The sequence below is a fragment of the Kitasatospora sp. NPDC028961 genome (genome assembly GCF_055564815.1).
This window is the reverse complement of the sequence record NZ_JBVHVO010000003.1, coordinates 581,883-595,995: the sequence shown is the minus strand read 5'-3', so window position 1 is coordinate 595,995 and position 14,113 is coordinate 581,883. Positions and strand designations below refer to the sequence as shown.

Here is a 14,113-nt window from a genome sequence, read left to right as displayed (position 1 = left end):
GCCCGCGCGGGTTCGCGGAAGTTTGCAGGTCGGCTGTGTACGGTGTGACGGAGTTTCGCCAGCCGACGACCGACGGGAGGGCATGGCGTGATGGTGACCGAGAAGTTGGCCGACGAACTGCCGGTGGAAGCGGTCCAGGAGGCCAAGGGCAGGGCGGCGACGCTGTTGCTCGCGTTCCGGCACGGGAACCAGCTCGCCTTCGACCACGCGCTGGACCGGCTCTTCGAGGAGCACGCGGAGCGCGAGGTGACCACCCTGCTGGCCTGGATCGCCGCCGAGGCGGTCCGTAAGGCGTACGCGCCCGAGGTGGGCGACCGGGTGCTGCACGCGATGGCCCGCCGCGCCCCGGCCGACTGCGGTGCGGTGGCGGTGGACGAGGACACCGCCGACGCGGCCCGCCTGATCGAGGCGGTGGCGGCGGGCGAGGTGACCGAGGTGCGCGGCCTGGTGGCCGCCACCGCCGACACCACCTTCCTGCTCGGCGGCCTGCTCCAGGGCGTCGCCATGATGCTGCCGCTGCTGCCCGAGGGCGAGCTGGCCGAGATCACCGCCGAACTGCGGCGCCGGCACTGCGGCCCGTGCCCCGAGATCCCGGAGGCCCGGGCCGGGGTCTGAGACCCGGCCCGGACCCACGGGGCCGCGCCTACGGCATCGCGCGCAGGTGCGAGCCGACGGTGCCGGCGATGCCGCCGCCGGCCTTGGCGTCCCAGTTGGTCGACCAGGTCATCGCCCCGCCGATGCCGGGCCACTTGGTGTCGGGCTTGAAGCTCCCGCAGTTGGTGCCGGCGGCCAGGCAGTCCAGGGCGTTGTTCACCACGGACGGGCTGACGTACCCGCCGCCCGCCGCGCTGGTGGACGCGGGCACCCCGAGCCCGACCTGGTCGGGCCGCAGTCCGCCCTTGAGCTGGATGCAGGCGAGCGCGGTCAGGAAGTTGACGCTGCCCTGGGAGTACACCTGCCCGTCGCAGCCGAGCATCGCGCCGGAGTTGTAGTACTGCATGTTGACGATGGTGAGGATGTCCTTCACGTTCAGCGCCAGCTTGAAGTACTCCATCCCGGTCGACTGCATGTCGATGGTCTGCGGCGCCATGGTGAGGACGAACCCGCTGCCGGCCTTCGCCGCCAGCGCGTGCAGGGCCTGGCCCATGTAGGTGGCGCTGACGCCGTTCTCCAGGTCGATGTCGATCCCGTCGAAGCCGTAGCTCTGCATCAGGGCCCAGGCGGTGTTGGCGAAGGTGGTGGCCGAGGCGGAGCTGTTCACCGAGACGGTGCCGTTCTGGCCGCCGATCGAGAGCACCACCTTCTTGCCGGCCGCCTTCTTGGCGGCGATGTCGGCCTTGAACTGCGCGTCGGTGTAGCCGCCGAGCTTGGCCGACAGGGCCGGGTCCAGGGTGAAGCTCAGGCCCCCGGGTGTGCCGGTGGCGTCCGCGAAGGAGACCGCGATGATGTCGTACGCGGCCGGGACGTCGCTGATCCGCTGCACCGTGGCGGTGTTGTCGAAGTTCTGCCAGTAGCCGGTGAGCAGGTGCTTGGGCAGCCCCGGCCGGGTCGGCGTGACGGTCGGGGTGACCGTCGGAGTCCCGGTGGGCGTCTGGGTCGGGGTCGTGGTCGGCGTCGCGGTGGGGGTCGCGGTCCCGGTCGGGGTGGGCTTCGGGTCGCCCGGCCCGATCAGTGAGACGTCGTCGGCCAGGTAGGAGGGCTGGCCGTACCAGCCGTGCAGGTAGACCGTGACGCTGGTGGTGGCGGCCCCGGTGGTGAAGGTGGTGGAGAGCTTGGACCAGCCCGCCGAGTTGGTCCAGGTGCCGGGGTCCGTGCCGCCGGTGCCGCGGGCGCCGAGGTAGACGTAGGAGCCCTGCACCCAGGCGCTCAGGGTGTACGTGGACGAGGGCTTCACGGTGACGGTCTGGGTGCACTCGCCGGTGTCGCCCGAGCCCGGGGTGGCGCGCAGCGCGTACGAGCCGGAGTGGACGGTGGCGGTGTCCGCGGTGGCGCCGGACGGACAGGTCCAGTGGCCGAGGTGGTCGGCGGCCTCGAAGCCGCCGTTGTCGATCACGTCGACGTCGGCGGTCGCCGCGCCGGAGGCGCTGGTGGCGACGACCAGGCCGCCGAGGCCCAGGGCGATCGCCGAGGCGCCGGCGAGCAGGGTGTGGACGACGCGGGCGCGCCGGTGTCGGGCAGGTGGCATGACTCCATCTCCTGTGGGGGGAGACCGTCGGCTCACGTGGGGGAGAGCCGTCCGGCTGTCGCTGGTGCGGGAGCTACCGACAACTCAAGTCCCTGTCGGGGGAGGAGACTTGCCCTCACAAGGTGGAGTAGACCAATCCGGCTGTCAAGAGTGCCTGTCCGGGCGTCAGGCGGCGGCGGGCTCCGGCCGCGCGGCGAGCCCTGCCGTGAGCCGGGCGATCCGGGCGGAGGCCAGGCCGTCCCCGTACGGGCTCGGGGTGGCCGCCAGCCGGGCGAGCCTGTCGGGGGTGTCGGCCAGCCAGGTCCGGGCCAGCCCGCCGAGCTCCTCGCCGGGGGCGACCAGGGCGGCGAACCCCGCGTCGACGGCCTCCGGGCGTTCGGTGGAGCGGCGCACCACCAGCAGCGGGCGGCCGAGCACGGTGCACTCCTCCTGGACCCCGCCGGAGTCGGAGACCAGCAGTGCCGCGTGCCTGGCCAGGCCCAGGAACTCCGCGTACCCGACCGGCGCGGTCACGGCGATCCGCTCCAGCAGGCCGTCCAGCGCGAACCGCTCGACGGCGGCCGCGGTCCGCGGGTGCATCGGGAACAGGACGGGGGTGCCGGCCCGGGCGATCCGGTCCAGTTCGGCGAGGACGGCGCCCAGGGCCTCGGCGCTGTCGGTGTTCTCCGGCCGGTGCACGGTGGCCAGGACGTAGCTGTCCGGCTCCAGCCCGTGCGCGGCCAGCAGTGCGGCCCGGGCGGCCCGGTCGGGCAGCCGGCGGTGGACCACCTCCACGACGGTGTTGCCGGTGACGGTGATCCGTTCCTCGTCCAGCGACTCGGCGCGCAGGTTGGCCGCGTTCTCCGCGGTGGCGGCGCAGAGCAGGTCGGAGACGTGGTCGACCATCACCCGGTTGTGCTCCTCGGGCATCGCCCGGTCGAAGCTGCGCAGCCCGGCCTCGACGTGCACCAGCGGGATCTCCCGGGCGTTGGCGGCCAGCGCGCCGGCCAGGGTGGCGTTGGTGTCGCCCTGGACGACGACGGCGGCGGGCCGGTCCTCGGCGAAGGCGGCGTCCAGCTGGCCGAGCGACTGGGCGATCTGGCCGGCCCGCGGGCGGCCGCCGACCCCGGTCAGCAGCTCCGGCCGGGGCAGGCCGAGGTCGCGCAGGAAGCGGCCGGACAGCGCCTCGTCCCAGTGCTGGCCGGTGTGCACCAGCCGGGTCGCGGCGCCGAGCTCGTGGATCAGCGGGGCGAGCTTGACCAGCTCGGGGCGGGTGCCGAGGACGACGGCGACACTGGCGGGCGGCAGCGGGGGAAGGCACGGGGACACGGTGGAACTCCGGACGGGTCTGGGCGGGACGGCGGGATCGCCCGCGGGCATCGAAGGTGTCGAGGATGTCGAGGCGGAAGCGGGTGGAAGGCGGAGCGGGCGCGGCTCAGGTCTCGAGGGCGGTGGGGGCGCCCACCGCGACCTTCTCGGCGTTGCGCCTGGTCTTGGCCCAGCCGTTGCGGCCGAGCAGCAGGCGGACGGCGGCCCGGGTGGCGACCACGAACAGGTGGTAGGCGTAGAGCCAGACCAGGACGCCCCAGAGCAGGCCGGTGAGCCGGCTCCGGTCGGGGTGCACGCGCCGGCGGTAGGCGAAGCCCCAGAGCACCATCGGCAGCGTCGCGATCACGAAGGCGGCGGCCATCAGCGGCCCGAACCGGGCCTGGAAGTCGACGGTGTCCTCGGGGAACAGCGCCAGTCCGGCGGCCGTGATCCCGAGTGACAGCGGGGTGAGCACCACCAGCAGCACGCAGACCACCGGCTGCAGGAAGGTGTACAGCACCTCGGCCTTGCCGGCCCAGCGGTAGTGCGGCGAGCGCAGCACCCGCCCGGTGTAGCGCAGGCACTGCATGTTGCCCTGGGCCCACCGGGTGCGCTGGGTGAGGAAGCGGCGGAGCGAGACCAGCCCCTCCTGGGACACCCGGGCCTCCGTCACGTGTGTCAACCGCCACCCGGCCAGCCGCAGTTCGAGGCCGGACTCGTAGTCCTCCAGGAGGGCCCGCTCCGGCCAGGGGCGGCCCTCGCGGCCTTCGTCGGCGGTGAGCGAGTCCAGCGCGGTGAGCCGGACGAACTGGCCGTTTCCGCCGAGACCGACGCTGCCGGTGCGCCGGCGCAGCAGCTGCATGCCGGCGTTGTTGGCCTGGAACTCGACGTCCTGCATCCGGACCAGCGCGCGGGCCAGCGCGTTGGCGGTCCGGCCGCGGCCGGGCAGCGGCCGTTCGTCGTCCGCGTTGCGCATCCGGACGCCGATCTGCACGGCGCCGGTGTCGGGGCGGGCCAGCGCGTGGTCGGAGCAGACCAGGCCCAGGGTGCCCGGCTCCAGCTCGCCGTCGGCGTCGACGACGCCGATGATCACCCGGGCGCGGTCGGCGTCCTCGGGCAGCCAGGCGTCGACGCTCCGGTAGGCGGCGTTGAGCGCGGCGCCCTTGCCGATCCGCGCGTGCGGACGGCGGCGCTGGACGAGGTGGATCCGGTCGTCCCGCTCCGCGGCGGCCAGGACCAGCTCGCGGGTGCGGTCCTCGCTGTCGTCGTCGATCACCCACAGGTGCGCCTCGGGGGCGGCGGCGCGCAGCCCGGCGAGGGTCTGGGTGACGACGGCCTCCTCGTCCCGGCAGGGGATCAGCAGGTGCCACTGGAAGGCGGCCGGATCGCCGGGCTCGGCGGGCCGGTCGTGCCGGAAGGCGTGCCGGGAGCCGGCCCAGTAGAGGAGGAAGCGGCCGAACACCAGGACCATGTAGGCGAGGAGCACCAGCGACAGCAGCTCGGCGAGCTGGACGACACCGCTCCGATGGACCAGGAACGACTCGCGCAGGGCGTCGGGCATGGGACTGTCCTCCTGGTGATCAAAGGTGATGCGTCTCCCTGGGGTGCGAATCGATGCTTCATTGCCGTCTGAACTCGCTGAATCAATAGTAAATCGGGTGAATCGGAAAGTCAGGGCAAAGTGGTGGTTCTCACCCCGTCGGGAGCGCGCGACGCCGCTCCGTAGACTGTGCTCGTGAGCGACAAGGCCGACCCGAACCCGTACACCCTCCGCCCCGCCGACGACGGCTCCGGCGACGCCCTGCGCGACGTCGAGGTGGAACTCTCCAAGCGCTGGCCGGAGAACAAGCTGGAGCCCTCGCTCGACCGGATCGAGGCGCTGATGGACATCCTGGGCCAGCCCCAGCGGTCCTTCCCCTCGATCCACATCACCGGCACCAACGGCAAGACCTCCACCGCGCGGATGGTCGAGCAGCTGCTCAACACCTTCGAGCTGCGCACCGGCCGCTACACCAGCCCGCACGTGGAGTCCGTCACCGAGCGGATCAGCCTGGACGGCGCCCCGATCACCCCCGAGCGGTTCGTCGAGGTCTACCGGGACATCGAGCCCTACGTCCGGATGGTCGACGAGCGCGAGCCGGTCGCGATGTCCTTCTTCGAGGTGCTGACCGGCATGGCCTACGCGGCCTTCGCCGACGCCCCGGTGGACGTCGGCGTGATCGAGGTCGGCATGGGCGGCTCCTGGGACGCCACCAACGTGATCGACGCCGCCGTCGCGGTGATCGCCCCGATCTCGCTGGACCACACCGACAAGCTGGGCGAGACCACCGGCGAGATCGCGGTCGAGAAGTCCGGGATCATCAAGCCGGGCTCCATCGCGGTCGTCGCCCAGCAGCAGCTGGACGCCGCCCAGAACATCCTGCGGCGCGCCGTCGAGGTGGACGCGACGGTGGCCCGCGAGGGCATGGAGTTCGGGGTGATCCGCCGTGAGGTCGCCATCGGCGGCCAGCTGGTGACGCTGCGCGGGCTCGGCGGCGAGGAGTACACGGACGTCTTCCTCCCGCTGCACGGCGCCCACCAGGCGCAGAACGCGGCGCTCGCGCTCGCGGCGGTCGAGGCCTTCTTCGGCGTCGGCGGCGCGCGCGGCGGGCAGCTGGACGCGGACAAGGTGCGGCAGGCGTTCTCCGGCGTCGCCTCGCCGGGCCGCCTGGAGGTCGTCCGCCGCAGCCCGACCATCGTCCTGGACGCCGCGCACAACCCGGACGGCGCGCACGCCACGGTGGCCGCGATCGGCGAGTCCTTCGGCTTCACCCGGCTCGTCGGCGTGATCGGCACCAGCGGCGACAAGGACGTGGCCGGCCTGCTGGAGGCCTTCGAGCCCATCCTGGCCGAGGTCGTCATCACCCAGAACTCCACCCACCGCGCGATGGACGCGGACGCGCTGGCCGCGCTCGCCGTCGAGGTCTTCGGCGAGGACCGCGTCCAGGTCGAGCCCCGGCTCGACGACGCCATCGCCGCCGCCGTCACCCTCGCCGAGGAGGACGGGGACCTCGGCGGCGCCGGGGTGCTGGTCACCGGTTCGGTCATCACGGTGGGCGAGGCCCGCCTGCTGCTCGGGAGGAAGTGACGATGAGGACGCTCTGTTCCTCGACGCTGATCGGCGAGGCGCTGCTGGCGCTCTTCGCCGGGCTGGTGGCCATGCAGCTGTCCGACGTGCCGACCGCCACCGTCTGGACCGTGACGGGGATCGCGATGGCGCTGTGCGTGCTGCTCTGCGGCATGATCACCCGCCCCGGCGCGGTCGCGATCGGCTGGGTGCTCCAGCTCGGCCTGATCGCCAGCGGCTTCATCCTGCCGACCATGTTCGGCCTGGGCGTGGTCTTCGCCGGGCTCTGGTGGTGCTCGGTGCACTACGGCCGGAAGATCGACGAGTTCAAGGCCGCCCGCGCGGCCGGCGCGATCCCGGCGGCATAGGGCCCGGGCTCGCCCGAGGCCCGCTGCTCACGCAAGGTAACCTCTGCGGTAGTCGCACTCCGCACCGCGAACCGGGTGCGCGCCGAACCGAATTCCCAGGAGACGCACCGTGTCCCAGCGCACTCTCGTCCTGCTCAAGCCCGACGCCGTCAAGCGCGGCCTGGCCGGCGAGATCATCAGCCGCATCGAGCGCAAGGCCGGCTGGCGGCTCGCCGCCGTCGAGCTGCGGACCTTCGACCGGGCGACGCTGGAGCAGCACTACGCGGAGCACGTCGGCCGCCCGTTCTACGAGCCGCTGCTGGAGTTCATGACCTCCGGTCCGTCGATCGCGCTGATCGTCGAGGGCGAGGAGGTCGTCCCCGGCATCCGGATGCTGGCCGGTGCGACCAACCCGCTGGAGGCCGGTGCCGGCACCATCCGCGGCGACTACGCGACGATCACCCGGGAGAACCTGATCCACGCCTCCGACTCCACGGAGTCCGCCGAGCGCGAGATCAAGATCTTCTTCCCGACGCACGCCTGAGGACCACCCAGGACCTTCGGGTGCCCCGGTCGGGACCATTGGCCCGGCCGGGGCATTCTTATCGTGAAATAGGGAACTGGGGACGCCGACACGGCGTCCCAATGCTCGGAGAAGCGATCACGCTCCGGACAATGGACGGTATGCCCCACGTCGACGTCCGTACTGGCGGGCGTGACTACGATGGACGCGACTCATGGGCCCGGTACGGCTGGTCAGCTCGTCTTCGCCCAAGCCGTGGGCGCGCTCCCTCGTCCACCCCCCGCAATGACTCCGAGCCCGGGAAGGCACCTACACCCCATGGCAACCAACCTGTCGTTCATCGGCCGCGATCTGGCGATCGACCTCGGAACCGCCAACACGCTGGTGTACGTCAGGGGCAAGGGGATCGTGCTCAACGAGCCGTCCGTGGTCGCGGTCAACACCAACACCGGCGGCATCCTGGCGGTCGGCGCCGAGGCCAAGAAGATGATCGGCCGCACGCCCGGCAACATCGTCGCCATCCGCCCGCTCAAGGACGGCGTGATCGCCGACTTCGAGATCACCGAGCGGATGCTCCGCTACTTCATCCTCAAGATCCACCGCCGCCGCTACCTGGCCCGCCCCCGCGTCGTGGTCTGCGTTCCCTCGGGCATCACCGGGGTCGAGCGCCGCGCCGTGATCGAGGCCTCCTCGCAGGCCGGCGCGCGCCAGGTGCACATCATCGAGGAGCCGATGGCCGCCGCGATCGGCGCCGGCCTGCCGGTCCACGAGGCCACCGGCAACATGGTGGTCGACATCGGCGGCGGCACCACCGAGGTGGCCGTGATCTCGCTCGGCGGCATCGTCACCGCGCAGTCGATCCGGGTGGCCGGCGACGAGCTGGACAACGCGATCGTCCAGCACATCAAGAAGGAGTACTCGCTCCTCCTGGGCGAGCGCAGCGCCGAGCAGATCAAGATGAGCATCGGCTCCGCCTTCGCGCTGGAGGGCGAGAAGGACGAGCACGCCGAGATCCGCGGCCGCGACCTGGTCAGCGGCCTGCCCAAGACCGTCGTCATCTCGGCGGCCGAGGTCCGCGAGGCCATCGACGAGCCGGTCAACTCGATCATCGACGCGGTCAAGACCACCCTCGACCAGTGCCCGCCCGAGCTCGCCGGCGACGTCATGGACCGCGGCATCGTGCTCACCGGCGGCGGCGCCCTGCTGCGCGGCCTGGACGAGCGGCTGCGCCGCGAGACCGGCATGCCGATCCACATCGCCGAGAACCCGCTGGACTCCGTCGCGCTCGGCTCCGGCAAGTGCGTCGAGGAGTTCGAGGCCCTCCAGCAGGTACTCGACGCCCAGCCGCGCCGTTAGCAGAAACGTCAGACCTTGTAGTCAACTGAACGGCCCCCGCCCGGGCCCACAGCCCGGGTGGGCGGCCAGGTACGAAGGGGCAGTACCAGCACCGTGAGGGACACACGAGAGAGCCGGCTACTGCTCATCCTGCTGGTGGCCGTCGCCTTCGCGCTGATCACCGTGGACATCAAGGGCGGCGAGAGTTCGCCGCTCGGCGGCGCCCGGCGCGCCGCCGCAGGCGTCCTCGGCCCGGTCGAGCGCGGCGCCGCCACGGTGGTCGACCCGGTGGCCGACACCGTCCGCGCGTTCCGCGACGCCACCGGCCACAGCGGCCGCACCGACCAGCTGGCCCGCGAGAACACCGAGCTGCGCCAGAAGCTGGCCTCCTCCGACATGGCCGGCGGACGCACCAAGCAACTCGACGACCTGCTGCGCACCGCCGGCTCCGGCGGGTACACCGTCAAGGCCGCCCAGGTGATCGCGATCGGGCCGGCGCAGGGCTTCTCCTGGACCATCACCATCGACGCCGGCGGTGACGACGGCCTCACCCGGGACATGACGGTGATCAACGGCCAGGGCCTGGTCGGCCGGATCACCACCGTCGCCCCGACCACCTCCACCGTCCTGCTCGCCTCCGACCCGGGCTTCAGCGCCGGGGCCCGGCTGGAGGGCAGCGGGGAGATCGGCTTCGCCTCCGGCGGCGGCACCAGCGCGATGAAGGTCTCCCTGCTCAACGGCAAGGCCCAGGTGAAGGAGGGCGACCGGCTGGTCACCTTCGGCTCGCAGAGCGGCCGCCCGTTCGTGCCCGGAGTCCCGGTCGGCAAGGTGGTCCAGGTCGAGGCGACCCCGGGCCAGCTGACCAAGACGATCCTGGTCGAGCCCTTCGTCCAGTTCACCCGGCTCGACCTGGTCGGCGTGGTGGTCGTGCCACCGCGCACCGACCCGCGCGACGCCGTCCTGCCGCCGGCGCCGGCCGCCCAGGGCCAGGCGGCGGCACCGGCCCCGGCCGCGCCCGCCGTCCCGGCCGCCGCCGCCCCGCCCGCCAAGACCACTGGGGGGAACTGAACCATGCGCCTCGCCCGCGTCCCCGTCACCGCCGTCCTCGTCCTGCTCGGCCTGATCCTTCAGGTCAGCGTCTTCGGCAGGCTCCAACTCCCGGGCGCCACACCGGACATACTGCTCCTCGTGGTGGTCGGCCTGGCGATGGTCTACGGGCCGACCGGCGGCTGCCTGGTGGGCTTCGCCGCCGGCCTGCTGGCCGACCTCGCGCCGCCGTCCGACCACGCGATCGGCCGCTATGCGCTGGTGCTCTGCCTGATGGGCTACGCCGCCGGACTGCTGCGCCCCGACCACGGCCGGCAGCGCTCGGTCTCCAGCGCGCTGCTGGTGGTGGCCGCCGCGGCGGTCGCCTCCACCCTGCTGTACGCGATGGTCGGCGCCCTGGTCGGCGACACCGCCGCCCGCCACGTCGGCCTCGGCAGCCTGGTGCTCACCGCCCTGCTGTACGACCTGCTGCTGGCGCCGTTCGTCGTCCCGGCGGTGATGCTGATCGGCCGCCGCTTCGGGCGCGACCCGGTGGCCGCCGCGGCCGGTGACGACGAGGGCGGCCCCGGGCTGGGCACGCTCGCCCGCTACCGGACCACCCGTGAGACCTCGTCCGGGCCGGGCTACAAGAAGCGGCGCTCGCTCGGCTTCGCCAAGCGGCCGTAGCCCCCGGCCCCCGCCCATGAACCCCGGAACCCCGCACTCTGGAGCGCACGAGACGTGAGCAACATCCCCGAGACCGGCCGTACCCGGCGGGTGACGATCCGTCTGGTGGTACTGCAGATCCTGGTGCTGTCGCTGCTCGCCACCCTCGGTGGCCGGCTCTGGTACCTGCAGATCCGCAACGCCAGCGTCTACACCGCCAAGGCGACCGGCAACCACATCCGCGAGGTCGTCGAACCCGCCGTGCGCGGCGAGATCCTCGACGCCTCGGGCCGCATCCTGGCCGGCAACGAGACCCGGCTGGTGGTCTCGGTCAGCCGCACCTCGCTGCTCCAGCAGAAGGACGGCGGCAAGGCGGTGCTGGGCCGGCTCGCCGAGGTGCTCGGCATGCCGGCCAAGGACGTCCAGGAGAAGGTCCGGCTCTGCGACGCCAAGACGCCGCAGCCGTGCTGGAACGGCTCGCCGTACCAGCCGATCCCGGTCACCAAGGAGGCGACCACCCAGCAGGCGCTGCAGATGATGGAGCGCCGCGAGGACTTCCCCGGGGTGACCGCGCAGCCCACCGCCGTGCGCCACTACACCGGCGTCGAGGGCGCCAACATGGCCCAGGTGCTCGGCTACCTCTCGCCGGTGACGGACGAGGAGGTCAGCAAGACCGCCGACAAGACCGGCCTGGACCGCTACCTGCCGGCCGACCAGATCGGCCGCGCCGGCCTGGAGTCGGTGTACGACCGCGACCTGCGCGGGACGGCCGGGATCACCAAGCTGGAGGTGGACAACCTCGGCCGGGTGATCGGCAACGCCGGCATCGTCGAGCCGCAGACCGGCAACAACCTGGTGACCAGCATCGACGCCCGGGTGCAGAAGGTCGTCGAGGACAACCTGGCGCAGGCGATGAACGACGCCAGGAAGACCTTCGACAAGGTGACCAACCGCAACTACGAGGCCGACTCCGGCGCCGCGGTCGTCATGGACGTGCACACCGGGCGGATCGTGGCGATGGCCAGCGCGCCGACGTACGACCCCAACCTCTGGCAGGGCGGTATCTCCGGCAAGGACTACCAGGCACTGACCAGCAAGGACTCCAACTTCCCGCTGCTGAACCGGGCCATACAGGGTCAGTCCGCGCCCGGCTCGACCTTCAAGGTCATCTCCACCACCGCCGCCGTGCAGGCCGGCTACTCGCTGGACGGGACGTACCCGTGCCCGAAGAGCATGACCATCGGCGGCCGTGAGTTCAAGAACTTCGAGAGCGAGAGCTTCGGCTCGATCACGCTGGAGAAGGCGCTCGAAGTCTCCTGCGACACCGTCTTCTACGGGCTGGCCTACGACCAGTGGATGAAGGACGGCGGCATCAAGCCGAAGAAGGAGACCGCCGACTGGTTCTTCAAGACCGCCCACCAGTTCGGCCTCGGCGCCAAGACCGGCATCGACCTGCCCAGCGAGGTCACCGGCCGGGTGCCGGACCGGCAGTGGAAGCAGTCCTTCTACGACAACAACAAGGACGCCTGGTGCCGGCAGGCGGAGAAGGGCGGCAACACCTTCTCCGACCAGATCGCCCGGGAGAACTGCGTCGACGGCTACCAGATGCGCGCCGGTGACTCGGTCAACTTCGCGATCGGCCAGGGCGACACCCTCGTCACCCCGATCCAGATGGCCCGGATCTACTCGGCGCTCGCCAACGGCGGCACCTTCTACCGGCCGACCGTCGCCAAGGCGGTGATAAGCCCGGGCGGGGAGCTCGTCCGCGAGATCGCCCCGCACGAGGACGCCAAGTTCCCCGGCGACCAGAAGCTGCTGAGCTACATCGACCAGGCCACCGCGGGCGTCGTCACCAGCGGTACCGCCGCCTGGAAGTTCACCGGCGCCGGCTGGCCGCAGGGCAAGATCGAGCTGCACGCCAAGACCGGCACCGCCGAGGTCGAGGGCAAGCAGACCACCTCGTGGCTGACCACCTACAGCGGCGACTACGCGGTCGTGATGACGATAAGCCAGGGCGGCACCGGCTCCGGCGGCTCCGGCGACGCGATCCGACGGATCTACCAGTCGCTCTACGGCGTCGACGACAAGGGCAACATCGACAACGGCAAGGCACTGCTGCCCAAGCCACAGGCCGAGCTGCCGAAGTTCAACGCGGACGGCACCGCCATCATCAAGCCGGCCGGCTTCACCGCCGCCGCCGGGGACCCGGGCGTGACCGGCGGCTCGCCGCGGGTCTTCCTGGACCCGGCACCGCCGGCCGGCCCGCCGATCGCGCTCGCCGCGGTGGACGCCGCCGCCGTCGAGCCCAACCGGAGCACCGGAAGGAGCCGGACATGACCTCCTACGGCTCGTACCGCCAGCTGCGGCTCGCCCCGCAGCGCAGCGGGGTCTCGAAGGCCCTCGCCAAGGACTCCCCGCTCTGGCGGATCGACTGGATACTGCTGCTGGCCGCGATGGTGCTGTCGCTGGGCAGCTCGCTGCTGGTCTGGTCCGCCACCCGGGGGCGGGACTCGCTCACCCACGGCGATCCGCAGTACTTCCTGTTCCGGCACCTCACCAACGTGGTGATCGGACTGGTGCTGTGCGCGGTGGTGATAGGGATAGGGAGCCGGCGGTTCCGCACGGTGGTGCCGTTCCTGTACGTCGCGGTGATCCTGCTGCTGGTGGCCACGCTGAGCCCGCTCGGCTCGACCATCAACGGCCAGCACTCCTGGATCCAGCTCGGCGGCGGCTTCTCCGTCCAGCCGGCCGAGTTCGCCAAGCTGGCGATCGTGCTGGCGATGGCCGTGGTGCTGTCCGACCAGGTGGACGCGGGGGAGCGGGAGTTCCCCTCGCACCGGGCGGTCTTCCGCGGACTGGTCTGGGCCACCGTTCCGATGGCGATCGTGATGCTGATGCCGGACGCCGGGTCGGTGATGGTCATGGCCGTCATCGTGCTGGGCATCCTGCTCGCCTCCGGCGCGGCCAACCGCTGGGTGTTCGGGCTGATCCTGGCCGGCGTCGGCGGCTGCGTGGCGATCTGGAAGCTCGGCGTGCTGAGCAAGTACCAGATCGACCGCTTCGCGGCCTTCGCCAACCCGGCGCTGGACCCGTCCGGAGTGGGCTACAACACCGCCCAGGCCCGGATCGCGATCGGCTCGGGCGGACTCACCGGCAAGGGCCTGTTCCACGGGACGCAGACCACCGGGCAGTTCGTGCCGGAGCAGCAGACCGACTTCGTCTTCACGGTGGCCGGCGAGGAGCTGGGCTTCCTCGGGGCGATGGCCATCATCGTGCTGCTCGGCGTGGTGCTCTGGCGGGCCTGCCGGATCGCCCGGCACGCCACCGACCTGTACGGCACCATCGTGGCCGCCGGCGTGGTCGCCTGGTTCGCCTTCCAGGGCTTCGAGAACATAGGGATGTGCCTGGGCATCATGCCGGTGGCCGGCATCCCGCTGCCGTTCGTCTCCTACGGAGGGTCGTCGATGTTCTCGACCTGGGTGGCGATCGGACTGCTGCAGGCGGTGCAGAGCCAGCGGCCGATAGCGGCCTGAGCGCACGGACGCACCGGCGGGGGGGGGGGGGGGGGGGGGGGCCGCACCCCCCCGCCCCGGCGTCGGCGCTGCTGGCTCCCGGGCGCGGCGTGGTGCTCGCCGCGC

At 72.0% G+C, this 14,113-nt stretch carries 12 protein-coding genes; 9 read left to right on the top strand and 3 right to left on the bottom strand.

Annotated features, from left to right (window positions below; translation table 11 throughout):
• Positions 1 to 90: 90 nt before the first annotated feature.
• Positions 91 to 615, top strand: coding sequence for a hypothetical protein (locus tag ACZ4UX_RS10110; RefSeq protein WP_465706261.1), 525 nt, complete (start codon positions 91 to 93; stop codon positions 613 to 615).
• A gap of 28 nt (positions 616 to 643) precedes the next feature.
• On the opposite strand, the gene ACZ4UX_RS10105 is transcribed toward ACZ4UX_RS10110, so the two are convergent.
• The 3 genes from ACZ4UX_RS10105 to ACZ4UX_RS10095 all read right to left on the bottom strand — a co-directional run bounded on the left by ACZ4UX_RS10105 (position 644) and on the right by ACZ4UX_RS10095 (position 5,033).
• Positions 644 to 2,185 carry a chitinase gene (locus tag ACZ4UX_RS10105; RefSeq protein ID WP_465706260.1) on the bottom strand — a complete coding sequence of 514 codons (1,542 nt, stop codon included), beginning with the start codon at positions 2,183 to 2,185 and terminating at the stop codon, positions 644 to 646.
• A gap of 165 nt (positions 2,186 to 2,350) precedes the next feature.
• Entirely contained in the window at positions 2,351 to 3,493 is a 1,143-nt protein-coding gene (wecB, locus tag ACZ4UX_RS10100; protein ID WP_465706259.1) for a non-hydrolyzing UDP-N-acetylglucosamine 2-epimerase, read from the bottom strand.
• A gap of 106 nt (positions 3,494 to 3,599) precedes the next feature.
• Positions 3,600 to 5,033, bottom strand: coding sequence for a glycosyltransferase family 2 protein (locus ACZ4UX_RS10095; RefSeq protein ID WP_465706258.1), 1,434 nt, complete (start codon positions 5,031 to 5,033; stop codon positions 3,600 to 3,602).
• A gap of 174 nt (positions 5,034 to 5,207) precedes the next feature.
• Between ACZ4UX_RS10095 and folC the strand changes: the two genes are divergently transcribed.
• The 8 genes from folC (at position 5,208) to rodA (ending at position 14,008) form a co-directional block, all read left to right on the top strand.
• Entirely contained in the window at positions 5,208 to 6,599 is a 1,392-nt protein-coding gene (gene folC, locus ACZ4UX_RS10090; protein WP_359808012.1) for a bifunctional tetrahydrofolate synthase/dihydrofolate synthase, read from the top strand.
• Positions 6,600 to 6,601: 2 nt separating this feature from the next.
• Positions 6,602 to 6,946, top strand: a complete 345-nt coding sequence (locus ACZ4UX_RS10085; protein WP_465706257.1) for a DUF4233 domain-containing protein — start codon at positions 6,602 to 6,604, stop codon at positions 6,944 to 6,946.
• A gap of 109 nt (positions 6,947 to 7,055) precedes the next feature.
• The gene (gene ndk, locus ACZ4UX_RS10080) at positions 7,056 to 7,469 is read left to right on the top strand and encodes a nucleoside-diphosphate kinase (RefSeq protein WP_329487631.1); all 414 of its coding nucleotides are present in this window, start codon (positions 7,056 to 7,058) and stop codon (positions 7,467 to 7,469) included.
• Positions 7,470 to 7,778: 309 nt separating this feature from the next.
• Positions 7,779 to 8,804 carry a rod shape-determining protein gene (locus ACZ4UX_RS10075; protein WP_305067939.1) on the top strand — a complete coding sequence of 342 codons (1,026 nt, stop codon included), beginning with the start codon at positions 7,779 to 7,781 and terminating at the stop codon, positions 8,802 to 8,804.
• 93 nt (positions 8,805 to 8,897) lie between these two features.
• Positions 8,898 to 9,851: a rod shape-determining protein MreC gene (gene mreC / locus ACZ4UX_RS10070; protein ID WP_329487630.1), complete on the top strand. Its 954-nt coding sequence runs from the start codon at positions 8,898 to 8,900 to the stop codon at positions 9,849 to 9,851.
• 3 nt (positions 9,852 to 9,854) lie between these two features.
• Complete coding sequence (gene mreD / locus ACZ4UX_RS10065) at positions 9,855 to 10,496, top strand: rod shape-determining protein MreD (protein ID WP_329487629.1); 642 nt, start codon at positions 9,855 to 9,857, stop codon at positions 10,494 to 10,496.
• A 54-nt stretch (positions 10,497 to 10,550) separates the two neighbouring features.
• The gene (mrdA, locus tag ACZ4UX_RS10060) at positions 10,551 to 12,812 is read left to right on the top strand and encodes a penicillin-binding protein 2 (protein ID WP_329487628.1); all 2,262 of its coding nucleotides are present in this window, start codon (positions 10,551 to 10,553) and stop codon (positions 12,810 to 12,812) included.
• Complete coding sequence (gene rodA, locus ACZ4UX_RS10055; protein WP_352289164.1) at positions 12,809 to 14,008, top strand: rod shape-determining protein RodA; 1,200 nt, start codon at positions 12,809 to 12,811, stop codon at positions 14,006 to 14,008. The genes mrdA and rodA overlap by 4 nt, the downstream gene beginning before the upstream one ends.
• Positions 14,009 to 14,113 lie beyond the last annotated feature (105 nt).